Origin of the sequence: Parabacteroides gordonii MS-1 = DSM 23371 (genome assembly GCF_000969825.1) — a bacterium.
Lineage (GTDB): Bacteria > Bacteroidota > Bacteroidia > Bacteroidales > Tannerellaceae > Parabacteroides > Parabacteroides gordonii.
On sequence record NZ_KQ033919.1, the window covers coordinates 1,843,346 to 1,868,136 of the forward strand.

The window sequence follows — 24,791 nt, forward strand, 5'->3', positions numbered from 1 at the left end:
GATATGAATAAAACGGGAAGCTACTTATCCTTTTGGATGGTAATACTCTGTGGAGGTTTGATCTGTTCTTGTGAAGAAGAGGAGGAACAAGAATACAATGAAACATATATTCAAATGGATGCTTGTATCCAACAGAACAAGCTGCTCCTGAAAGTGGAGCAGGAAACAGAAAACACCTGTTTCTTTTTTGATGGAGATACGGTATTCATACCTACAAAATCCATTGCATCCATAAATACGGAAGCAACCGCTTGGCGGACTACGCTGACAGACGTAGATGGCACAACAATTATCATACCGACTTTAGGCAATTCATTAAACTTGTCTAAGGAAAACATAAAAGTGAATCCTACGGGATACGCCCCTTGCAGTATGCAGCTTACTGTTCCCTTTCCGGTAGAAGGGAGATTAAAAGTCTGTGTAAAAGGTAAACATGGCTCGCATGGCGATTTGTCGCACCTTTTTTCCAAATTCGGATATAATCATCAGGAATATATACATGGTTTGTACCGTGACTCAAAGAATACAGTCGATGTTTCTTTTGTCAATAAGGAAGGAAAAGTCCTACTGACGGAAACGATAGAAGTCGAAACGACTACTCCCGAAGATTTGGTACCCGATTTCTTTTCCGCCAGACAAACGGTCATAAGTAAACCGGACAAGATGGAGCCTGGTGTCACTATTGTGAATGATCAGGGGGGAGGGGAATATGATGCCCATCGTGCCTATATGCTGGACAGCGACGGGGAGGTACGTTGGTACCTTTGGTTACGTAATCATCCGAAATTGAATATCACGGCTCATTGCGGATTCAAGCGTTTGGAGGACGGCAACTTTCTGGGTGGTGATGCCCGGAAAGGGAACTTATTCGAGTTTGATATGGTTGGCAATCTTGTGAAAGAGTGGGATATTGCTTCGAGAGGTTACACGTTCCACCATGATGTGATAGAAATGCCTAATGGAAATCTTCTAGCGACTGTCACTAAAGCCGGAAGCACAAATTCACAAGGGACTTACACCCGTTTCGATTATGTGATAGAAGTAAACCGTGAAACAGGCGACATTGTAACCGAATGGGACTTGAAAAAAAGCATGGATCCGAACCGGAATGCGTTGTTAAGCATACAAGATATGGACGATTTCCAGCATAACTGGGCACATTCCAACGCTGTTGCATACTCACAAGATGATGATTGCATACTGGTTTCCAACCGCTACCAAGGATTAGTGAAACTAACGCGTGCTAATCAATTGGTATGGTTTCTCACGCCACATCGTGGAGCAGAAAAAAACAGAAATTCATTGTTAACGCCTTTGGATACCAACGGGGCTTCAATTACGGACAAGGAAGTGCTGGATGGAAAAACATACCATGAAGATTTCGACTGGGTGTGGGGAGCACATTGTCCGGTCATACTTGACAACGGACACATACTCATCTTCGACAACGGGTATCATCGTCGTCATGAAGAGATAGACCTTCATAGTCAAGTCGGATATAGTCGTGCTGTTGAGTTTGAGATTAATGAGAAAAACAAGACCGTACGACAGATATGGGAATACGGACATAAAGAACAGGGACGCAGATGTTATTCTGTAGCACTTTCTTCTGTGCAATATCTTCCACAAACGAATCATATATTATTTGGTCCGGGAGTCGGCACTCCCAATGTGAATGGAGCTGGAGGAAAAATAATAGAGATAGATTATAAGACCAAGGAAGTTGTATATGAAGTGCATATTTCCCGACCGGATTATTTAGTATTCCATCGGGTAAACCGCATCTCCCTCTATCCGGAAAACCTCTAAAAACGGAATGCTGAACAGTGATTAACAATATACATAGATAAATAAAGAACAATACGATAATGGAAATCAGTTTCTCAGATACGATCGAAAAGTTACAGATACAACACGAAATGCTTCTATCAGCAGAGAATGCCCCTCTGGATGCTCCCCGCAGCATCGCTACACGTTATAAGAACCCTGTTGTAACAGCAGCACATGTGCCCCTCGAATGGCGTTACGACCTCAACCCGGCAACCAACCCCTACTGCCTGGAACGCATAGGCGTGAATGCTTGCATGAACTCCGGTGCTATCAAATGGAACGGCAAATACCTGCTGATGGTACGTGTGGAGGGATTCGACCGGAAATCTTACTTCGCCATCGCCGAGAGTCCGAACGGGGTGGATAACTTTCGGTTTTGGGAACGTCCGGTCAATCTGCCGGACATCGACCCGGAAGAAACTAATGTGTACGATATGCGCCTGACGGCACATGAAGACGGGTGGATATACGGTATCTTTTGTAGCGAGCGGCATGATCCGGTTGCCAAACCGGGTGATCTGTCCTCGGCGGTAGCCAAAGCAGGGATTGTCCGTACCAAAGATTTGATCAACTGGGAAAGGTTACCCGATCTGAAATCAAAAAGCCAGCAGCGCAATGTCGTGCTGCATCCGGAATTCGTGAATGGGAAATATGCATTGTACACCCGTCCGCAGGACGGCTTTATCGATGCCGGTAGCGGCGGCGGTATTGGCTGGTCGCTCATCGATGATATTACACATGCGGAAGTCATCACGGAACAAATAATAGATAAACGCTACTATCATACAATCAAGGAAGTAAAGAATGGAGAAGGGCCTCATCCGATCAAAACGCCGCAAGGCTGGTTGCATCTGGCTCATGGAGTCAGAGCTTGTGCCGCCGGGCTTCGTTATGTACTCTATCTGTATATGACAGCCCTCGATGATCCTACAAAGGTCATCGCACAGCCCGGCGGCTACTTCCTCGCCCCTGTCGGGGAAGAACGGACAGGAGACGTGTCGAATGTGCTATTTTCCAACGGATGGATTGCCGATGAAGATGGAAAAGTATTCATCTATTATGCATCCAGCGATACCCGGATGCATGTTGCAGTCTCTACCATAGATGTACTGGTGGATTACTGCATGAATACACCGGAAGACGGACTGCGTTCTACCGCTTCCGTTGCTAAGATTAATGAACTGATTGATAAAAATAAAAAGTACAAAGAAGGTATTATTTAAAGTAAGGTTTCAGTTTTTTAAAGGCTTTAGTCCAACCATAGAGTTCGACTAAAGCCTTTTACTATTTTATACCCGTCCCAGAAACTCGTCCACCGTATAATTCAGGAAGTTATTGAACGGCAACAGCTCTTCAAACCGTTTCAAAGACTGCTCCATCCAGTCATCCGCCATAAAGAACTCGTCCGGCAAGTTGACGGCAAAACAGAAATCCTTATGTCTCAGGATCTCATCATACTTGAAATCGGTAGGATAACCGGTCGGCATACGCTTCAACACTTCCCCTTCCATCACCGGAAACGCCTCCTTAAAAGAGGGCTTTTCGATAATACCGACAAACTCATCGATATGATCATAAATATCCTGACGAAGCATTTTCAGCAGTTTGGGAGGAGGACACCATACACCACCGGATAACATACAGGCACCCGGTTCAAGATGGATATAATATCCGCCCCGCTCACTGGCACGTCCACCCTGCGCCATATAAGCCGCAAAATGAATTTTATAAGGCGTCTTATCCGGAGAGAAACGCAAGTCCCGGTAAATACGGAACTGGCAGTCTTTCGATTCCAGACCTGCCACCTGCGGATCGAACAACGCTATCCGGTTGATGATTTGCTGAACCTCGTCAATAAACCCTTTATGCAATACGTCGTAGCGGTCTTTGTTTGCCTGAAACCACTCCCGGTTATTGTTCTGGCTTAATTCCTTCAGGAATTGTATAATCTCTGCATTCATAAATATCTGTTTGTTTTACAGGCAAAGATACAGAATAATATCATTCATTATTCCAGTTTCTGTCCGTACGGAAAGGAGCTACCGGTAAACCTTCTTTATTGAAGAGGTTTCCGACGGTTGCATCATCAAAACAATAACGTACCGTAACAGGTTGCTTCACACGCGGAGAAGTCACGATAACGGTATTGTCTTTGATTTGCGCTTTACCCGGCTCAAAAACACCGTCTTCACCGGCAATCATGAAACCGGTTATCTGTTTATCCTTGCAGACCAATCCGTTTTCGGCATGCAGGAATGAGATAACCGCCTTATTCTTATTAACCGTCATTCCGTTGAATACCGGACTTTCGTATCCGGAGGCAAGTTGTCCGTACGTCTTTCCCATAGCCAGGTTTGCCAGACGTAAGCCGACATCCTGCTTATTGGTGGGATGGATGTTCTTTATATCTGCCACACAGTCCGAAACGACAACCATTCCGGTTTCCGGGACTGTACGGGACACCCATTCCTGATGCTCACGAACTAAAGCGGCTCCGTTATCACCGGCATTATAGGTATAAGGAGCGATCTGCACCAGATAGAACGGGAAGTCTTTCTTAAAACTCTTCCGCCAGCTCTCGATCATCGTTTTCAGCAGGATACCGTACGAGTCGGGGTGGTCACGGTTCGACTCACCCTGATACCAGATGGCACCGGCCAGACTATAAGGCACGATCGGATTAATCATCTGATTATATAACACACCCGGTTCTACCGGCCACCAGGGATACGTTTTATCCGGCATGGCATCACGTATCTGTGGATTTTCCATCACCCGTTCTTCCGGCGTCCAAACCTCTGCCGGAGTACCGCCCCAGGCCGAAACGATCAGGCCGATAGGGACATTCAAGTCTTTTTGCAGATTACGTCCGAAGAAATAGGCAACCGCACTGGTATTCTTCATTACATCCGGAGTACAGGTAGCCCAGGAAGCTTCGCAGTTATTCTGTGGAGTTGTTGCTCCCCGCTTAGGGATATGGAAGAAACGGATATCCGGATAGTTGGCGGAGGCAATCTCCTCGTCGCGGTTATCGATATTGCTCATGGGTGTCCATTCCATATTCGACTGCCCGCTGCAAAGCCATACTTCCCCCAGCATGACATCTTTCAGTTCACGGCTCCCGTTCCCCAGGATAGATAAAGTATAAGGGCCTCCGGCCTCAGTCGTTTTCAACGTCGTCTCCCAGGTTCCATCCGAACGGACAACCGTAGTCGCCGTATCTTTGGGAGCCCAGCTACCGACCACTTTGATCGTACCGCTTGCTACTCCCCAGCCCCATACGGACACATCGCTTTTTTGTTGCAAAACCATGTGGTCAGTAAAAACAGACGGCAGGCTGATCTGTGCCTGTACACCGGCCACCAGCAGGGACAAGCCGATCGCCATCCCGGTAATTCGTGTAAGCTTCATGATTCCTATGTATTTGATTGATTAACTTATCAGCAAATGTATAATAAAAATCAGAACGAAAATCCCAGATTCAAATAAAACTGAAGATTTGTATTCTGGTTGGACATGCTGAAATTGGCACTCAGCGGCCCGGCAATACTGTTATAAGCATACCCGATGCTGCCTCCCCACACGCTTTTGCCACTAAACAGATGAAGGAAGTCGTCATGGTGGATGGCATAGTTACCGATCAATGAGATATAATTGCGTCCGGCGATACGCTGGCGGAAATGCAACCGGGCCACAGCCAGGGCATTGTCGAATATCTCCACGCGGTTGATACCGGCAAAAGGTAATTGCTGCGGAACATACCGCCCCTCCACTTCGCCACCTACGGCATTCAGGAAAGGATAAGCCAGGTTTCCCCCGATCAGCACACGCCCGTAAAGAGACGGCAACACGCTCAGATGGGAAGTGATCGGCAGGACGGACGTGAAGTTCAGTCCTACAGCCGAGAAGGGAGCATGACCGTTATAACTGACAAAGTTATCCGTATAGAACGAATAGTCTGCTTTCAGGGAAACCCCTTTTGTCGGGAAATAGCGGCGGTCGAATGTCTCCAGATGCGCCAAGGCAAAATAACTGATGAACCCTTCCGGCTTCACCGCATACTCGTTGTTATTATCCCCCGTGTACAGGAAAGAAGTATAGTTGAAGTATTCGTAACGAAGGCCGACCTTGAACTTGAAGTTCAGCCAGTTCATATCCGAATACCCGAACTCCGCCAGATGATGCGTGTAACTGGTGTTGAACGTCTTATCCCCTTTCTTATAAATATCCAGGTCATTGTAGGTAAACTGGTAAGCCAGATTAAGGTTACGCAACGGATTCCGCTCGATTGAATAATCCAGCCGGGCAGAAGAAATCTTCCCTCCGACACGTCCGGTGAACGCCAGTTTCGAATGGTTGCGAGTCCGGTAATCGAACGTCGCGTTCAGCAGCACACCGATGATCTCTTCCGAGTCAAAGCGGACGCCGGCATTCAAGGAACTGACCGATTTCTTCTGAGCCATCAATACCAGATCCTGTTGATGCTCGCCTGTCAGTTTATAATTTACATTCGAATAAGCATTCGAACCTACCAACACCGACATGGCATGATGGAGCTCATTCAATGTGATATGACTGTTCTCCCGCAGGCCGCTGATTTTCATCAGCCATTTTTCATCCCGCGAGTCAGTTCCGGTAAACAGGATATGGCGGATATAAAAGCTGTCGGTCGGCAATACGGGATAGGACTTCCGCATATGCCCCTGCTCCTCCGGTTGGTAGTTGTCCGGAATGCCGATCTTCTTCTTTAAAGCGCAAATCTCGTCCCAACGGGCATAGGCTTCCCGTTCGCCGCGCCGGATCAGGGTATCGAGGGCTACCGTACTGAAGCTGGCGGCATTATAAGGCGTCATGTTGGGACGGAATAATAAATCTGTCTGTTCCTTGTTTCTGGCATATTTCTCGTAACCATGCAACGCGATGATCTGCCCGATCAGGTCACCGGGCGTATTCAGGTCTTTCAGTTCTTTCAGGTCGCTGGTACCCAGGTCGACCCCGATAATGATATCGGCCCCCATCTTCCGGGCCACATCGACCGGGAAGTTATCGTTCAATCCGCCATCGACCAGCACCATGCTATCCAGTCTCACCGGCGTGAACACAGCCGGTATAGCCATGCTGGCACGCATCGCCAGCGGAAGGCTGCCTTTATCAAACACATAGTCTTTCCCGTTCACGGCATCTACCGCCACACAGGCAAAAGGAATATTAAAATTCTTGAAGTCCACGGAATCATGATATCCGATCGTCAGGTTCGAGAAAAGGTTTTGCAGGTTCTGTCCCCGGATCATACCACTGATCACACGGTCTTTCTTATCCTTGCCGAAAGGAAGGGATACGATATATCGCTCGGAGTTCTCTTTCTCCGGGAAGGATAGACTGGTACGCGTCACCCGGTCACTCAAAAGCATTGTCCAATCTTGTGCAATCACCATGCTGTCGATCTCATCCGGCGTATAACCGATTGCATACAAACCGCCTACAATAGCCCCCATACTGGTTCCTGCCACATAATCGATCGGGATACCCGCCTCTTCCAGTACTTTCAACACTCCAATATGAGCTACTCCTTTTGCACCTCCGCCTCCCAATACCACACCTACTTTCTTCCGTTGAGCATACAGCGAAGGGAAAGTGAACAGCACCAGGAGCAAAAAGTAAAGTAACTTTTTCATCTTCACATTATTTGCAGCAAATGTAGTTGGTTTACGCTAAAGATACAAATGAAATAAAGTTTACTGTATTTAATAGATTTACTAATAAAAACACTAAGTAATAACCACACTCTCCGATAATTGTATTATTTTTGAGGCTGTTTCTCACCTTAAGAAGAAAAACTCAATATGCAAAAACTAGCATTATGTCTATTACTATGCAGCTTTACATTGCAAAGCTTTGCTACAGTAGATCCACTAAAAGGCTATCAGTATGCCGCAGAACAGGCGCCGAAAGGGAATGAATGGGAATCGCCCGAAAACCTTGCGCTGAACAAAGAACAACCTCATGCCTGGTTCTTCTCTTTCCAGGATCAGGAAAGTGCCCGGAAAGTATTACCGGAAAACAGTACGTACTGGCAGTCACTCAACGGTGACTGGAAATTCAACTGGGTACGAACTCCCGAAGAACGTCCGAAGGACTTCTATCAAACGAACTTCGATGTATCGGGATGGGACAATATCCCGGTGCCTTCCAGCTGGAACATCGTCGGTCTTCAAAAAGACGGGACACAGAAGTACGGGACACCTATCTATGTGAATCAACCGGTTATCTTCCAGCATAAAGTAGCTGTCGACGACTGGCGCGGCGGCGTGATGCGTACCCCGCCGGAAAACTGGACAACCTTCAAAGACCGTAACGAAGTCGGTTCTTACCGTCGCGAATTCACCATCCCCCAGGATTGGGAAGACAAAGAAGTCTTTATAAATTTCGACGGGGTAGATTCGTTCTTCTATCTCTGGATAAACGGGCAATACGTCGGTTTCTCCAAAAACTCGCGTAATACGGCCAGCTTCAATATCACTCCTTATCTGGTGAAAGGGAAAAACATCGTAGCTGCTGAAGTGTACCGCAGTTCGGACGGTTCTTTCCTCGAAGCACAGGATATGTTCCGCCTGCCGGGTATCTACCGTACCGTATCGTTGACTGCCGTTCCGCAGCTGCACGTTCGCGACCTGGTTGCCACGCCTGACCTGGACGCAACCTACACAGACGGTTCACTGGCTATCCGGGCAGACATCCGTAACCTGGGTAAGAAAATGGCGAAAGGATATTCGATGGTCTATTCGCTGTATGCCAATAAACTCTATTCTGACGACAATACGAAAATAGAGAACGTAACAGCTACCGCCCCCATCGCCCAGATTCCTCCGGGCTTGGAGATGAATGCTGAAACAGTCCTGAAAATACAAAACCCGAATAAATGGTCTGCCGAACAACCATACCGTTATACATTGGTAGGCGAGTTGAAAGATAAGAAAGGCCGTACGGTAGAAACAATCTCCACCACTGTCGGTTTCCGCAAAGTGGAAATAAAAGATACGCCCGCTTCGGAAGACGAGTTCGGACTGGCCGGACGCTACTATTATGTAAATGGTAAGACTGTCAAGCTGAAAGGCGTGAACCGCCACGAAAGCAATCCGGCCGTAGGCCATGCCATCACCCGTAAGATGATGGAAGAGGAAGTGATGCTGATGAAACGTGCCAATATCAACCACGTTCGTAACTCGCATTATCCGGATGATCCGTACTGGTATTACCTGTGTAACAAATATGGTCTTTATCTGGAAGATGAAGCCAATATCGAATCGCATGAGTATTATTACGGTGCAGCTTCCCTATCCCACCCTGCGGAATGGAAAGATGCCCATGTGGCACGTGTCCTGGAAATGGTTCACGCCAATATCAACAATCCGTCTATCGTGATCTGGTCGCTGGGCAACGAAGCCGGGCCGGGACAGAACTTCGTGGATGCTTATAATGCGTTGAAGAAAGCGGACTTATCACGTCCTGTACAGTATGAACGTAACAATAAAATTGTGGATATGGGTTCCAACCAGTATCCGTCTATCTCCTGGGTACGCGGCGCCGTGAAAGGTGATTATGATATCAAGTATCCGTTCCATATCTCGGAATATGCACACTCGATGGGGAATGCCTGCGGTAACCTGATTGATTACTGGGATGCGATGGAGTCGACCAACTTCTTCTGTGGCGGTGCCATCTGGGACTGGGTAGACCAGTCGCTCTACAACTATACGCCGGACGGTAAACGTTACCTGGCTTATGGCGGTGACTTCGGCGATACGCCTAACGACGGACAGTTCGTAATGAACGGTATCGTATTTGGCGACCTGGAACCGAAACCGCAGTATTACGAAGTGAAGAAAGTGTACCAGCATATCGGTGTAACAGAAGTGGATGCACAAAAAGGCCTTTTCGAGCTGTTCAATAAATACTATTTCAACGATCTGTCTGACTACGATGTGAAATGGTCGCTTTACGAAAACGGTAAAGAAGTGGAAAGCGGCTCACTGAACCCGGGCAAGGTTTCACCGCGCAAACGTACGCAGGTAGCCATCCCTTACAATTACAGTCAGCTGAAAGCGGAGAACGAATATTTCGTCAAAATACAGTTCCTGCTGAATGAAGACAAACCCTGGGCTGCCAAAGGTTATGTAATGGCTGAAGAACAACTCCCGGTAAAAGCTTCCGCCGGCAAACCCGCTATCAATGAAGTGGCCAATGCCTCAGCAGGAGAATTATCGATCGAAAAACAGTCAGACCCACGCTTCTCAACGATCAAGGGTGATAATTTCAAAGCGACATTCGATAACGAAACCGGAACGATCTACAGTCTGAATTACGGTGGCGAAACGATCATTGCCGACGGTAACGGCCCGAAACTGGATGCTTTCCGAGCCTTCACCAACAACGACAACTGGTTCTACGGCAGCTGGTTCGAAAACGGCTTGCATAATCTGAAACATAAAGCGACCGCATCCAAAGTAATCCAGCGGAAAGACGGTTCTCTGGTATTGTTCTACACCGTAGAATCGCAGGCGCCCAATGCAGCCAAGATACTGGGCGGAACCTCGAGCGGTAAGAACAAGGTGGAAGAAGAAACCGACAAGGTATTCGGTGAAGACGACTTCAAGTTCACGACCGACCAGGCATGGACAATCTACCGCGACGGCTCCATCGAGCTGCAGGCAAGCATCACTTCCAACAACCCGAGCCTGGTACTGCCGCGTTTAGGTTACCGGATGATAGTGCCTCAACGTTACGAAAACTATACGTACTACGGACGCGGCCCTATTGAGAACTATGCCGACCGTAAATCCGGACAGTTCATCGAGCAGTATCAATCGACCGTAGCCGACCTGTTCGTGAATTTCCCCAAACCGCAGGACATGGGCAACCATGAGGACATACGTTGGTGTGCCCTGACCGACAAGGCCGGCAAGGGAGCTGTCTTTGTAGCAACCAACCGCCTTTCTACCTCGGCTTTGCAGTATTCCGCACTCGATATGACCCTGGCCGGACATCCTTACCAATTGCCGAAAGCCGGTGATACCTACCTGCATCTCGACCTTGCCGTTACAGGCCTGGGTGGTAACAGTTGCGGACAGGGTGGCCCCTTGATGTACGACCGTGTATTTGCCGGACAGAACAATATCGGCTTTATCATCCGCCCGGCAACACAAGACCTGTCTGCTGCGGCACAGGTATCGCCTGCCGGTGAGATTCCTTTCTCCATCACCCGCAGCCGGGTAGGTATGGTCGAATTGTCGTCTATCGACAAGGACGCTGTTTTCTACTATACGATCGGCAAGGAAAAGAAAGCGAAAGAATATACCGGAGCCATCCCGATGCGCGAAGGCGGAACAATCACAGCCTGGTTGAAGAATAATCCGGAGATCAAGTCGACAAAGACTTTCAACAAACTGGAAAGTATCCAGACAGAAGTTATCTACGCCAGCAGTGAGGAAGTGGGTGAAGGCGATGCCAAGAACCTGGTAGACGGCGATCCGAATACAATCTGGCACAGCATGTATTCGGTTACGGTAGCTAAATATCCGCATTGGGTAGACCTGGATGCCGGCGAAGAAAAAGCATTCAAAGGCTTTATCTACATGCCTCGCAAAGACAGCAACAACGGTAATATCAAAGAATATTCCATCCAGGTCAGCTCCGACGGCAAGAACTGGGGTGAGCCTGTCTGCAAAGGCCAGTTCGCAAATAACCGGGATGAAAAGAAAGTCCTCTTCGACCAACCAGTGAAAGGACGTTACATCCGTTTCACCGCACTGAGCTCACAGAATGGACAGGATTTCGCAACGGGAGCAGAACTTACTATTCTGAGTGAATAAGAGATTTGTATCCAAAGATATCTCTAAAAAGAGCGGGCTTTTGTCCGCTCTTTTTATTTTATTTCAAATAAACAAGCATCAACACCGGATTATCATCTTCGTCTATCCCTTTCAATTGTTCTAATTCAAGGATAGCCGGATTCTTTTCTGCTTCCTTAAATATATCCTGCATTTCCCATACAGACAATAGCGTTTTACTGTCTAATGCAGCTACAGGACGAATAGGCAATTCACTTCCCAGGTCATTCTTTATGAAGCCATCACCCGATACTTTATAACACTCCCCGGTTTTCTTGTCGAACAGAGCCAGCCGCCGCTTGCGTGCTTTTTCACCTGTCCAATTCGTATAAGGCATGAACAGATACGATTCTGTCTCGATCGCCTGATACCTCAGATAAGGTGCTGCCAACTCCTGGAAACGTTTGCCATCCCCGTTCAGGTATTCAAAACGACAATCAATAGGCAAAGAGTATTTCCCCATTTCAAAGATATACCGAGGTTCGAGTAAATCTTTCGTTACGGTAAACAGGGTATCGTTGTAATAGTCTTTACAGCAAACCATATCTTTATAATGGAACATATAACGATCCGTCGGGCTACTCATCATCCACGAATACTGGCTATTCAACTCAAACAGATCCGACCGGGAGAAGGCATTCATGGTATCACCTTTGGCATCAGCGATATAAAGGCGTATCTTCCTTTTGCCGTTCGTATTACGAACGAATGTAACGGATGTCGTATCATTCAACATCGCAAAGTCCCCCGACTCAATATCCGGGCATTTCATCGATCGCAGAAACTTCCCGGACTCCATATCATACACATTGATCCGCTGCGAGGTCGTTTGCATAAAAAGCAATCCCTTTTCTTCATCAGCATCAATCTGGGAGATCCAGACAAACTCACCGGGGCCGCTTCCTTTACGTCCTATCTTACGGACAAACTGACCATCTGTAGTATATTGGAACAATGTTTCCACCCACGGTAAAAAGAAGTATTTGTCAGTCTTCAGGATATTCGCCTCTTTTATTCCTCTGATCAAAGATTTATCGCTTGTCTCCAACGGTATAAACCTTACAGAATCGGCAATCTCGCTTAATAAGACTTCGCGCTCCGTCTCTATACCGGTTTCAAACGGAACAGTCATAGGATATGTGGGAGCTTTTGCTACCTCCACTTCTTCCGTCTGTTTCTCTGCTTTCTTCCCGCCACAGGAAAACAAAAGAGAGGAGATAATAACGAATGATATGGTACTAAATCTATTCATACTCCTAAGTATTTAGTTGATTATTACTTGTTCAGATCATTTCAACTGAACGATCATCAACACCGGGTTATCATCTTCTTTCAAATTCTTCAATTGCTCATAGTCTAGGATCGAAGGATCCTCTTCTGCCAGCTCCAGTACCTCGGATGCTTCCAGGTAATAAAGCAACACATCATCTGCGATGCGAGCTTCCGGATAAAAAGGCAAACCGCCCGGCATATCGTTCTTGATCCGGTCGTTCTTCACCTTATAGCAAACGCCTTTCTTCTTATCATACATAGCCAACCGGGGCGACTCATCTTCACTGGTCACATCCCAGGAAGTATAGGGGAGAAACACCCATTGAGAAGTTTCGTGGAAATCCGGGCGCAGATACGCCTGTGCCGGTTCTGAATAGACCAGCCAGTTTCCTTCGAGGATTTCAAAACGTCTTTCCTTCGGAATTTTATATCTTCCCATATCCAGGATATAACGGGGTTGAAGCTGCTCCGGTGTAACCGTAAAGACCGTATCATTATAATACTCTTTGCAGCAGGCTTCCTCCTTAAATGAATAGACATAACGGTCGTAACGTCCCCACAAATAATAATTCAAGCCGCTGGCAATGGTAAACTGATCATACTGCGGAAAAGTATTCCATGTCTCACCCTCCTGATTTATGAGAAGAAGTTTATCTTTCTTCTGTCCCGTATTATTATAGATATAGCCGACAAACGTACTATCGCCTAACACGGTGAACTGCCAGCAGAAAGGTATTTTGCACTCTCTTATATACGTTCCATCGACAGAATAAGTAAGGAGTTTTCCGTGATCCATCAAATAAACCTGTTTCAACCTGTCATTTGCAGCAATAAACCTGACTGCCGCATATTCTCCCGGCCCTTGTCCCCGCTTGGCGACCGAGCGGACGAACTTACCGTCATCCGTAAACTGCAACAACCCTTCACTGCATGGAATAAACAAGTTATGATCCACCATCTGTATCATCCCCTTATTCACTTTGGCTACCAGACATTCGGGCTTCGTCTCCAGCGGCACGATCTTTACTTCCTTAGCGATCTCACTCAGCAGTACTTCCTGCTCCGTCTCGATCCCTTTCTCAAAAGCGATCGTTACCGGATATCCGGATACTCCGGAAATATCTTCCGCCTGTTGATCACCGGACTTCTGTCCTCCACATGAAAGCAGAAATAAGCAGACAGGAAGTACACCTGCCATTCTGATCTGTTTTACCATATGCATACCTGTTAGGTTATTCGGATTTTTTCTCCTGGGCAGCTTTCCTGCCGGCATTGAAGTAATGATCGGACGAGTCCTTCGAAGCCATCTCTTTCTGTTCCCGTTTCTTCATGGCAGCACGCATCTGTTCGTAGTGTTGCTTTTCTATTTCGGGTGGTTCGGGCAAGCTGTTGATCAGAGAACGCAGGTCGATCAATGAGAGTTTACTCTTTTTCCCGTCGGGTGCCAACATTGTCAGCTCGCTGACACTACGGAAGAAGGCGTCCTGATACAGGTCTTCGAGGAAAAAGCGGTAGCTATGGAGTCCTTTCGACGATTCATTCCGCTTCATATATTCCGTCAGGTAGGTGTACTTGCTGAAAAGCGTTTTCTGCAACTTCACCTCATCCTTAAACAGATCCGGTTCTATTGCCCAATAATTCTTACTGATCTCATACAGGAAATTCAGTTGCGTCGGATCTTTCTTCCAGGCTTCATAATATATCTTCTCCGCTTCGTTGAAACGGCCGTCACGTTCCAGGGTACTTCCTCTGAAAGCAGTCAGCAGATTGACAAAAAAGGGCTTCGGCTTCATACACTCTTCCGCCTGGTCGAATAAACGGTACGCTCGCTGACGGTCGTATGTTTTCCCCAGCGAAGCACCGTAGAGAAGAACCGTCTCCACATCGGTAGAGTCGATCTCGTAAGCGAACTCCAGAGGGTCGACAGCATCCAGTGCATGTCCCGACATATAACGGGCTGCTCCTGCATATTTGAGGTTGATGAAAGAGGAATCGCCTTCAGCCAGCAAACCGGTGTAGACCGTATCCGCTTTCAGGTAATTCTTCGTCATATACAAAGCCATCCCCTGGCTCTGCCGGATCTGGCGACTATCCGGGTTATAATACAAAGCGGTATCGCATACCTGCAACGCCCCTTTTCCATCCCCCATCCGAAGCAAAGTATTGATCAGGGAAGAGGCGACACGTATATTTTCCGGGTTTATTTCCAGCGCACGGGCATACAGGGAAAGGGCAATCAACGTGTTCGGCCCGATTCCTTTCTTGACATGGCAATCGGCGAGGCCGGCCAGGATAGAAGGATTATCACTCTCGAAAGAAGCCAACGTATGGTAATATTCCATCGACTGCCCGTAATCGCCCAACTGATAATACAGGCGGGCCAACTGATTATTGGCGTAGAAGTTCAGCGTATCCGTTTCGAGCACTTTCTGAAAACAACGCTTCGCTTCCGCAATCTTTCCGAAGTTGATGGCTGCACGGGCAACCGCATTCAAAGCATCTACATTCGTCGTGTCCATCGACAGACAATGGCGGAAACACTGGTATGCTTCCTTATACCGGAGCACGCCTTCATAAGCCTGGCCGATAGCCGACATAGTAACATAGTCGGCAGAGTCTGCCGCCGTAAGACTATCGGCCAGGGCAATCACTTGCGTAAACTGCTTTCTGTTAACCAGTTCCTGTAGTGATAAACTCTGTGCCTGCCCCATCAGGGACAGGACACTGAGAAGAAGCAAAACAGTATATTTATGCATCATCAGCTTCGTATTATTTGGTGGTTACTGCAAGGTGAAAGTCAGAGGAACGGTATATTTAACCCGAACAGCCTTTCCGCGCTGTGTTCCCGGAGTCCATTTCGGCATCACACTAATGACACGCAAAGCTTCTTGATCCAATAACGGGTCGATACCCCGAATTACTTTCGTATCACTGAGCGAACCGTCTTTCTCCACGATAAATGAGCAGACAACACGTCCTTGAAGACCTTTCTCCTGTGCTTCCTTCGGATATTGTATTGTCTTTGCCAAAAACGCAATCAAGCCGTCCTGTCCACCGGGGAATAGCGGCATCTTTTCCACCATTGCAAAGACCTGGTTAGAATCGGCTACTTTATCAGCCTCGTCGCTACCATAACCAACAACTACTATATCATCCTTGCCCGGAGTGGGTTGATTCTCTGTTTTTCCCTGCAAGCGGAAAGTAACCGGCACCGTATACTTAACGGCCACATCCTGTCCCCTTTGCTTTCCGGGCGTCCATCTCGGCATTGCAGAAAGTACCCTGACAGCTTCCATATCGAGTGATGGATCGACACCACGGATCACTTCGATATCACGGATAGAACCGTCTTTCTCTATGATAAATGAAGCCGTAACACGTCCCTGAATACCGTTCTCCTGTGCAATCACCGGATATTTGATAGTCTTGGCCAGAAATTTAAGCAATTCACCCTGTCCACCGGGAAATTCCGGCATTACTTCTACAACGGTAAATACCTGATCCGATACAACCTGCGGCCCATCCGACTGCCGTTGCGGAGCAGGAGAAGCCGTGGCCGACTGTGACCGTTGTACCGTTCCGTCCGAATACAACTGTACCTTCAGGTCACCCAGCACATCTTTCACTGCCACTTCTTTCGCCTTTGTTCCCGGGAAAGAGAATACGAGGACGGCATCTTTTGTCGTTTCGAGTACAAAGTTACCATCCATGTCGGTTATTGTCCCGACGTTGGATCCTTTTACAAGCACATTCGCACCGATGATCGGCCCGTTAAAATCGTCTATTACCTGACCTTTCACTTTCACGGCTTCTGCCGGAACCAGACTGATCTCGGTCGCTTCCTTTACTTCAGCAACTGCATCGGCTGCAATTTGTCCCGTAATGCGGGCAACCGCCTCAATATTACTGAGTAGCATCAGGAATGCCGCCAGTGGAATGAATATCAGGTATTTTGTTCTTCCGATCCCATTGGATCTCTTTTTGTTCATCATACTAATTCTGTTTTTTAGATGTAATACATTAAAACTATTATATAACGTTGCTGCAGCCTGATGGTGATGGGCAAGACCTAACAGGTGATACTGGTAGCTCCTGCTGTCGTATCCGGATTGGATAACGGTATTATCTGCCAGGTATTCAAGGTTATGGCGCACTTCCCGTTTGAGAAGCCATGCAAAGGGATTCACCCAGCATATAACGGTAATCAGCTCGCAAATCATCACATCTACCGAATGCCATTGGAATACGTGGGTACATTCGTGTGTAAGTATTTCATCTATCTCTTTATCCGAATGGTTTTCCGGATGTATGAATATCATTTGGAAGAACGAGAAAGGCCCGGCGGGTTTATCCAGTTGATAAACAGGCACGCCGTGTATGACCGTCCGCCGACTGCGGTAAGCCAGTAGCAGGATACTGCCTAACTGAACGAGGAAGCGGACTAAAAGAAGGGCCACGACACCCCAGTAAAAATAAGAACTTGCCGAGAGCAGGATACTCTTCCAGTCTGTTTCGACCACCACTTCGGGCGTCACGGTTATTTCCGGCAGGATAGCCGAATACATCTGTATCACTTCCGTCATGGGCTCCTGCTCCTTCACCCATTCCTGTATGTTGAGCAGGGGATAAATCAACGCCAACCCAAAGAAAGCAAGGAGTGAAAAGCGACGCAACTTAAAGAACGTGTCCTTATAAAAGAGCAGTCGGTAGAAGGCATAAAAGAGTACAAAGGCTACATTCACCTTCAGAAAGTAGGCAAATTCCGGTGTCATGGTAATAAGGTATTAAAAGGTTTATTCTTTTCCTTTTTCTATCAGATCGATGATATCTTTCAAATCATCCGTAGAGATCTTCTGCTCTTTGGCGAAGAAGGAAACCATCTCTTTGTACGAGTCTTCAAAGTAGTTGCGTACAACACCGCTCATAAAGGTACGTTTATATTCGCTCTCCGGTATTTGGGGAGTGTATTCGTACGTATTACCATAGCGTTTGTTCTTCACATACTTTTTGCGTTCCAGATTTTTCACGATAGAAGCAAGCGTGGTGTAAGGGGGCTTTGGGTCCGGATACTTCGCCAGTATATCTTTAACGAAACAAGGACCAATCTGCCATATCCAGCGCATTACCTCTTCTTCCTGCATTGTCAATTTTTCCATGATTCCTATTTATTTACGATTGTATCGCAAACTTACGAAATAATCGTAAGCAAGCAAGAGAAAAGGAGTTAATAAGTATTAAAGATGAAGTTACCTACCAGATAAAGAGCATTACCCGGCGGGAAGGGAGGATGATCCCGGACATATTTCCAACTATCCGGGAGGGAATTACCGATCAGCGCGGTCGCAATTTCAGCGGGGTACGGAGGAAAACTTTGTTCGACGGGTGTGGGACAGCTGTTCGACACTCGTCAGACAGCTGTTCGACACTCGTCAGACAGCTGTTCGACACTCGTCAGACAGCTGTCTCACACTTGTCGAACAGCTGTCTGACGAAGGTCGAACAATGTTTTATTGCGGAGGTAAATAAGTTCACATCAGCTCCAGGGGAAGTTATCTCCCAGGCCAGCCAGTTTCTCTAGGGGCAAGTTCCAGGCATTGAACTACCGTTTGTTCTCTTCCTTCCACTTATTACGCATCTTCATCCGCTTGATTTGCAGATAACGCAGCAGAAGGATGACGAACACGGATACTCCCATGACAGCGAAATACTGTACCCAGTCGGGGTCGGGTTGCTTTCCGGGCCAGCCCCATACGCTCATTACGATCAGGTAGATCAACAGGACACCGGTTGTAATATTAATCTTCTTCATACCGATTTTCTTCTTTATTACTTTGAACAGGCAAAGATACAAGATAGTTCCGGCTTTTATTGGGTCAGAACGCATTTGTGTTGGGCGCGATAACCACCGGCTTCAACAATAATAATGTACAATCCTGACCGGAGAGACAAAGGCAATACGGATGAACGATTTGATACGGCGCGGGAATATACAACGCGTCCGGCAACATCTATCACTTTTACTTTTCCGGCAGACGGGAGATCTTCGAGATAAAGTGTATTACCTTTTATGAAACTTTTCCCTGTTTCCTTTTCGACTTGGGATATTTGGGTCTTAACTTCTGTCGGCTCTGCCAACTCTGAACGCAAAGAGAAATCGGATTTCAGCAAGATTACATTTGCCTCAGATAATTCACCGGTAATAGTCAACTCGGTAGCAGCCGTCGCCTTGACAAAGAAAGCGGCAAGTGGTGGAAGTGCGTAATTGCTGCCTATCGGATAGGGCTTATAGGTATTCCCATCGTATAAATAGATATTTCCATCCAGTGCCGGATCAAGTTTTATCCGGGAAAGTTCCAACGGTTCGGGCAACGGGTTGCCACAAAGATACCAGCCGCTATGACCTGAATTGGCATCACCGGAAGATGATATATTTATTGGTATAGAAGTGCCCTTACCGAAATTGTCCGGTATATTCTCTTTATCGACAGAAAAGGTCAATGTATTGTCAGATGCCGTTGCGTCTAATGCGACCAGATAGCCTTTTCCTTTCTCAAAGATAAAAGGATTCTCTAAAGAGGACGGCATAGGAAAGACTTCCCAGTTTCCGGTAGCCTGTTGACTGGAAGCTCGTTTGTCGCTGTTATAAGTTTGTACATACAGGTAATTACCATTACCGGAAAAGGTATCATCTTTCAACTCAAAACGGGGATCGAGCCCTTTCAGGGAAACATCGAAAGGGAAAGAGAGGAAATGCCATTTGCCTTTTTCGGGGAAGGTATAGTATATCGTTATCTGCTTATTTACTGTTAGCTCTCCGGCGACTGTCAGTGAAATGTCAGTGTTATGGAGAAACAGTTCATCCACAATGAAATGACCATTATCGGTAATATGTAAGCGACCGTCAGCTAAACTGGCCTGGTTACATTGTACCAAAGAATTGATTTCTACGACCCCATTTATCAAAGCACGCCGGTGACGGAAAGGGGGAAGGTGAGACCAACAGCTTTTATCATTCCAGTTGCCTGTTCCAGAGAAGAGAGAATATCTAGGTATTGTATCCTTTGCATAAATACTGTCAATAAGGAAATACCCCTGAGTATTAGCCTTCAAAGTAGATGCAAAAAAGTCCAGACGATAAGGGTTACTTCCAAATCGTACAGACTCAACGGGCTTATCTTTTCCTTGAGGATAAACTGCTCCTCCCCGATTTTTCCCGTTTTTATTATCGAGCTCGACAAACAACGTATCACCTGCAACAATCGAATGAGCAAAAAGAGTAATCACAGCCGACACTCTCTGAAAGCTCTCCAACGTATAAGGTTCAAACGAGACCTTGCCTTTCAAGGGTATTTTCAACCCCCTTCCTTTCTCTATAACTACCCCGTCACTTCCCGTATACTCCCAGTTATCACCAGCCGCCCCCGAAAACGTCTGCATACGAAACGTATCGACAACTACCGTATTCCCGCTTCCTTTCACAAAACCAGACCATTCAGACGGATTAGACACTTGTGCCCGGACAGGCACTAAAACTGTAAGAATTGCAGTCCCGGCTAAGATGCGCCGAAACATACGTAAATGTTTCTTTTTCATAGTTAATACTATTTTGGATTGATTTATGTCCGCAAATATAAAGAAATAATTGAAATGATTATCTTTGTCGCATGAAAGAATTTATCATATCAGAAGCGCTGACAGAAAAAGCGGTGCTCGTTGGTTTGATTACCCCCGAGCAAAACGAACAGAAAGTAAAAGAATATCTGGACGAATTGGCATTCCTTGCCGATACGGCCGGAGCCGAAGCCGTGAAACAATTTTATCAGAGACTGGACTATCCGAACCCCGTTACATTCGTCGGAACCGGTAAGCTTCAGGAGATAAAAGAGTATGTGATCGAAAATGAAATCGGACTGGTTATCTTCGATGACGAACTCACCCCCAAGCAGCTCCGTAACATTGAGAAAGAACTTCAGGTGAAGATACTCGATCGTACCAGCCTGATCCTCGATATATTCGCCCATCGTGCACAGACCGCCAACGCAAAGACGCAGGTGGAGCTGGCCCAATATAAATATATGTTGCCGCGACTGACCCGTCTGTGGACTCACCTGGAACGCCAGCGTGGTGGTGTCGGTATGCGTGGGCCGGGTGAAACGCAGCTCGAAACCGATAAACGTATCATCCTGGATAAAATAGCCAAGCTGAAACGCGACCTGGTAGAGATCGACAAACAGAAAAGTGTACAGCGGAAGAACCGCGGTAAAATGGTTCGTGTGGCATTGGTCGGATATACCAACGTCGGCAAGTCTACGCTGATGAACCAGTTGAGCAAGAGCGAAGTATTTGCCGAGAACAAGCTGTTTGCGACACTCGATACGACTGTCCGGAAAGTGATTGTCGAGAACCTGCCGTTCCTGTTGTCAGACACGGTCGGTTTCATCCGCAAACTGCCTACCGAACTGGTGGAATCGTTTAAATCGACACTCGACGAGGTGCGCGAAGCCGACCTGCTTGTTCATGTGGTAGACATCTCCCACCCGACTTTTGAAGAACAGATCGAGGTGGTAAACAAAACATTGGCCGAGATCGACAAGAGCGAAAAGCCGATGATCATGGTATTCAACAAAGTCGATGCCTTCACCTTCGTTCCGAAAGACGAGGACGACCTCACTCCGCGGAAACGTGAAAATATCGACCTGGACGAACTGAAACGTACCTGGATGAATAAATTGCAGGATAACTGTATCTTTATCTCCGCCAAGGAACGTACCAATATCGATGCTTTGAAAGCATTACTATACGAACGGGTTAAACAGATACATATCACCCGTTTTCCTTACAACGACTTCCTCTTCCAGCAGTACGACGACGAAGAACAGGAGTAAGCCGGAAGAAATACAAACTAGTTGACCAATGGATAAAATAAGAAACCTGCGGCCGGAAGAGATTGCGATCCTGCAATCTCAGGACTGCCGCGCAGAGAGCTGGGATCAGGTATTAGTCCCGCTTTCCTTCGATACGAAGTATCTCGTTAATGTTCGCTTTTCGGGAACGGTTATAATCGGTCTTTTCGAAAAGGAGTTTACGCTGCCCGGCGGAATAAAGAAGCATAGCGGGATCAGGAATGCTACTTTGCATAATTGCTTCTTAGGCAATAATATCCTGATCGAGAACGTACATAATTATATTGCGAACTACCGCATTCACGATAATTGCTATATAGAGAATGTCAACATAATGGTCGTGGAAGGGGAAACGACGTTCGGCAACAACGTACAGGTATCGGTCTTAAACGAAACCGGCGGTCGTGAAGTACCGATCTTCAACCGGCTTTCCGCCCCTTTGGCTTATGTGATCGCACTTTACCGCCACCGCCCGAAGCTGATCGGCAAGCTACAGGAAATGATTGCCGATTATACTAAAAAACTGACTTCCGACTACGGGACAGTAGGTAAGGATGTAAAGATAATCAATGCCGGAACGATCCGCAATGTCGATCTAGGCCCATACACCACCATCGAAAACTGCACACGCCTGGAAAACGGAACGATAAACAGTAACGAAGAAGCTCCTGTATATATCGGCGACAGCGTGATCGCCCAGGACTTCATTATCTCTTCCGGAGCGGTTATTGCCGATGCAGCAAAGATTATCCGCTGCTTTATCGGACAGGCCTGCCATGTGACGCATAATTTCTCGGCACACGACTCCCTGCTGTTCAGTAACTGTTCGTTCGAAAACGGGGAGGCTTGCGCAATCTTTGCCGGGCCGTTTACGGTATCCATGCACAAGAGCAGCCTGCTGATTGCCGGTATGTATTCGTTCCTGAACGCCGGCAGCGGTTCCAACCAGAGCAACCACATGTACAAACTCGGCCCGATCCATCAGGGTATTGTGGAAAGGGGCTCCAAGACAACCAGCGACTCTTATATCCTCTGGCCGGCACGTATCGGTGCTTTCTCGTTGATCATGGGACGGCATCACCATCACAGCGATACATCCGACATGCCTTTCTCCTACCTAATAGAACAGGATGACGAAACTTATCTTGTTCCGGGCGTTAACCTGCGGAGCGTCGGAACGATCCGTGATGCCCAGAAATGGCCGAAACGCGACAAGCGTACCGACCCGAACAAACAGGATATGATCAACTACAACCTGTTAAGCCCTTACACCATCCAGAAGATGATGAAGGCAGTCGACATCCTGAAGAACCTGCAAAGCCTTGTCGGTGAGACTTCCGAGATCTATTACTACCAGAACACCCGTATTAAAGGCTCTTCCCTGCGGAATGCCCTGAAACTGTACGGGATGGCAATCAATAAATTTCTGGGTAACTCATTGATCAAAAGACTGGAAGGCACCCGGTTCAAGAGCCTGGAAGAAGTACACAGTCAACTGATCCCGACAACCGAAGAGGGAGAAGGAGAATGGGTAGACCTGGCCGGCCTGATCCTTCCCAAAGACCAACTGGATGGATTGATCGAGGATATTGAAAACCAGGAAACAACCTCGCTGGGTTTTATCGATTTGTTCTTCCACACCATGCACTATCTGTATTATGAGATGGAATGGACGTGGGCTTATAAGAAAATAGAAGAATACTACGGCATAAAACTTGACTCCATCACCGCTAACGAGATCATACAACTGGTGGAGACATGGAAGTCTTCCGTAATCGAACTGGATGAGCTGCTGTACAAGGACGCGCAAAAGGAATTCTCGCTTACCTCAATGACCGGCTTCGGCGTAGACGGTTCCAGAAAAGAGAAACAGGAAGACTTTGAAACCGTTCGCGGCGCATTCGAACAAAACCCATTCGTTACAGCCGTCAAAGAGCATATCGTGACGAAACGGGCGTTGGGAGACGAACTAATTGAAAGGATAAAAGGCATTCATTCCCGGTAACGGCTCCGGGGATGATGTTCCAGGATTTCTTTACGCAGGAATTCCCGGTCGATATGGGTATAGATCTCTGTCGTCGTGATCTTTTCGTGCCCGAGCATATCCTGAATGGCACGAAGGTTGGCACCGCCTTCCAGTAAATGGGTGGCAAAAGAATGGCGGAACGTATGCGGACTGACATTCTTTTTTATGCCGGCCATCTCCGCCTGCTGTTTGATCACATGAAACACCATGATACGCGAAAGCCCTGTCCCCCGGCGGCTCAGGAAAAGAATATCTTCATACCCTTTCTTTACTGCAACCAGATTCCGATCCAACAGATAATTCTTTATCTCCCGAATAGCCGTATCGGAGATCGGGACAAGGCGTTGCTTGCTCCCTTTCCCTTCCACTTTGATAAAACCTTCATCGAAATAAACATCCGAATAACGCAGGGAAGTCAGCTCGGAAACACGCAATCCGCAACTGTACAACACTTCCAGCATCGCCCGGTTACGCTGGCCTTCCGGCAAGGACAGGTCGATAGAATCGAGTATGTCATTTATCTCGTTGACGGTCAGAACTTCGGGTAACTTCAATCCGATCTTGGGCGATTCTAACAATTCGGTAGGATCGACTGTTATATACTCGTCCAGCAACATGAAGCGGTAGAACGACTTAATACCCGAGATGATGCGAGCCTGCGAACGGGGATGTATGCCGATATCACGCAACTGGGCGACGAACTGCTGTAAATCCTGATAGGTTATGTCGGTGTAATCCTTTTCCTCCGATTCGATGAAACGGGTCAGTTTATCGAGGTCGGTCAGGTAAGCCTCTATCGAATTGGCAGATAACGACTTCTCCAGCCGGAGCCAGGTCTTATATTTGCCGATTATATCTTTTCCTTGCTGCATT

The 24,791-nt window shown here is 47.2% G+C and carries 15 protein-coding genes and 2 pseudogenes; 6 read left to right on the forward strand and 11 right to left on the reverse strand.

Annotated features, from left to right (window positions below):
* The first annotated feature begins 3 nt into the window (after nucleotides 1–3).
* Both HMPREF1536_RS07335 and HMPREF1536_RS07340 read left to right on the forward strand, forming a co-directional pair.
* Nucleotides 4–1,809: an aryl-sulfate sulfotransferase gene (locus tag HMPREF1536_RS07335; protein ID WP_052349769.1), complete on the forward strand. Its 1,806-nt coding sequence runs from the start codon at nucleotides 4–6 to the stop codon at nucleotides 1,807–1,809.
* Nucleotides 1,810–1,868: 59 nt separating this feature from the next.
* Entirely contained in the window at nucleotides 1,869–3,053 is a 1,185-nt protein-coding gene (locus HMPREF1536_RS07340; protein WP_028726391.1) for a glycoside hydrolase family 130 protein, read from the forward strand.
* Between the two features lie 66 nt (nucleotides 3,054–3,119).
* On the opposite strand, the gene HMPREF1536_RS07345 is transcribed toward HMPREF1536_RS07340, so the two are convergent.
* Genes HMPREF1536_RS07345 through HMPREF1536_RS07355 form a run of 3 tightly spaced genes read right to left on the reverse strand, consistent with a single transcriptional unit; the run spans nucleotide 3,120 to nucleotide 7,505 of the window.
* Nucleotides 3,120–3,791: a DUF2461 domain-containing protein gene (locus HMPREF1536_RS07345; protein WP_028726392.1), complete on the reverse strand. Its 672-nt coding sequence runs from the start codon at nucleotides 3,789–3,791 to the stop codon at nucleotides 3,120–3,122.
* A gap of 40 nt (nucleotides 3,792–3,831) precedes the next feature.
* The gene (locus HMPREF1536_RS07350) at nucleotides 3,832–5,241 is read right to left on the reverse strand and encodes a sialate O-acetylesterase (protein ID WP_028726393.1); all 1,410 of its coding nucleotides are present in this window, start codon (nucleotides 5,239–5,241) and stop codon (nucleotides 3,832–3,834) included.
* 50 nt (nucleotides 5,242–5,291) lie between these two features.
* Entirely contained in the window at nucleotides 5,292–7,505 is a 2,214-nt protein-coding gene (locus HMPREF1536_RS07355) for a patatin-like phospholipase family protein (protein ID WP_028726394.1), read from the reverse strand.
* Nucleotides 7,506–7,673: 168 nt separating this feature from the next.
* On the opposite strand from HMPREF1536_RS07355, the pseudogene HMPREF1536_RS28510 reads away from it, so the two are divergent.
* Both HMPREF1536_RS28510 and HMPREF1536_RS28515 read left to right on the forward strand, forming a co-directional pair.
* Nucleotides 7,674–10,044 (forward strand): annotated as a pseudogene (locus tag HMPREF1536_RS28510) (glycoside hydrolase family 2 TIM barrel-domain containing protein); the annotation flags it as partial.
* A gap of 98 nt (nucleotides 10,045–10,142) precedes the next feature.
* Nucleotides 10,143–11,699: pseudogene (locus HMPREF1536_RS28515) on the forward strand (beta-galactosidase small subunit-related protein); the annotation flags it as partial.
* A 58-nt stretch (nucleotides 11,700–11,757) separates the two neighbouring features.
* On the opposite strand, the gene HMPREF1536_RS07365 reads toward HMPREF1536_RS28515, so the two are convergent.
* The 7 genes from HMPREF1536_RS07365 to HMPREF1536_RS07400 form a co-directional block, all read right to left on the reverse strand.
* Nucleotides 11,758–12,969, reverse strand: coding sequence for a 6-bladed beta-propeller (locus HMPREF1536_RS07365; protein ID WP_028726396.1), 1,212 nt, complete (start codon nucleotides 12,967–12,969; stop codon nucleotides 11,758–11,760).
* Nucleotides 12,970–13,005: 36 nt separating this feature from the next.
* Complete coding sequence (locus tag HMPREF1536_RS07370; RefSeq protein WP_044191496.1) at nucleotides 13,006–14,211, reverse strand: 6-bladed beta-propeller; 1,206 nt, start codon at nucleotides 14,209–14,211, stop codon at nucleotides 13,006–13,008.
* Nucleotides 14,212–14,221: 10 nt separating this feature from the next.
* Nucleotides 14,222–15,748 (reverse strand): tetratricopeptide repeat protein, encoded by a 1,527-nt coding sequence (locus HMPREF1536_RS07375; RefSeq protein WP_028726398.1) that lies wholly within the window; start codon nucleotides 15,746–15,748, stop codon nucleotides 14,222–14,224.
* Nucleotides 15,749–15,769: 21 nt separating this feature from the next.
* The gene (locus HMPREF1536_RS07380) at nucleotides 15,770–17,761 is read right to left on the reverse strand and encodes a M56 family metallopeptidase (RefSeq protein WP_028726399.1); all 1,992 of its coding nucleotides are present in this window, start codon (nucleotides 17,759–17,761) and stop codon (nucleotides 15,770–15,772) included.
* Between the two features lie 21 nt (nucleotides 17,762–17,782).
* Nucleotides 17,783–18,145 carry a BlaI/MecI/CopY family transcriptional regulator gene (locus HMPREF1536_RS07385; protein ID WP_028726400.1) on the reverse strand — a complete coding sequence of 121 codons (363 nt, stop codon included), beginning with the start codon at nucleotides 18,143–18,145 and terminating at the stop codon, nucleotides 17,783–17,785.
* Between the two features lie 443 nt (nucleotides 18,146–18,588).
* Entirely contained in the window at nucleotides 18,589–18,798 is a 210-nt protein-coding gene (locus HMPREF1536_RS07395) for a hypothetical protein (RefSeq protein ID WP_028726402.1), read from the reverse strand.
* Nucleotides 18,799–18,854: 56 nt separating this feature from the next.
* On the reverse strand, nucleotides 18,855–20,582 hold the full coding sequence (locus tag HMPREF1536_RS07400; RefSeq protein ID WP_028726403.1) for a T9SS type A sorting domain-containing protein: 1,728 nt from the start codon (nucleotides 20,580–20,582) through the stop codon (nucleotides 18,855–18,857).
* Between the two features lie 71 nt (nucleotides 20,583–20,653).
* Between HMPREF1536_RS07400 and hflX the strand changes: the two genes are divergently transcribed.
* Together hflX and HMPREF1536_RS07410 are read left to right on the forward strand one after the other, a co-directional pair.
* Complete coding sequence (hflX, locus tag HMPREF1536_RS07405; protein ID WP_028726404.1) at nucleotides 20,654–21,874, forward strand: GTPase HflX; 1,221 nt, start codon at nucleotides 20,654–20,656, stop codon at nucleotides 21,872–21,874.
* A 28-nt stretch (nucleotides 21,875–21,902) separates the two neighbouring features.
* A complete protein-coding gene (locus HMPREF1536_RS07410; RefSeq protein WP_028726405.1) occupies nucleotides 21,903–23,897 on the forward strand; it encodes a DUF4954 family protein in 1,995 nt (664 codons plus the stop codon).
* Here HMPREF1536_RS07410 and xerD read toward each other — a convergent pair.
* On the reverse strand, nucleotides 23,885–24,790 hold the full coding sequence (gene xerD, locus HMPREF1536_RS07415) for a site-specific tyrosine recombinase XerD (protein WP_028726406.1): 906 nt from the start codon (nucleotides 24,788–24,790) through the stop codon (nucleotides 23,885–23,887). The genes HMPREF1536_RS07410 and xerD overlap by 13 nt on opposite strands.
* Between the last annotated feature and the right edge of the window lies 1 nt (nucleotide 24,791).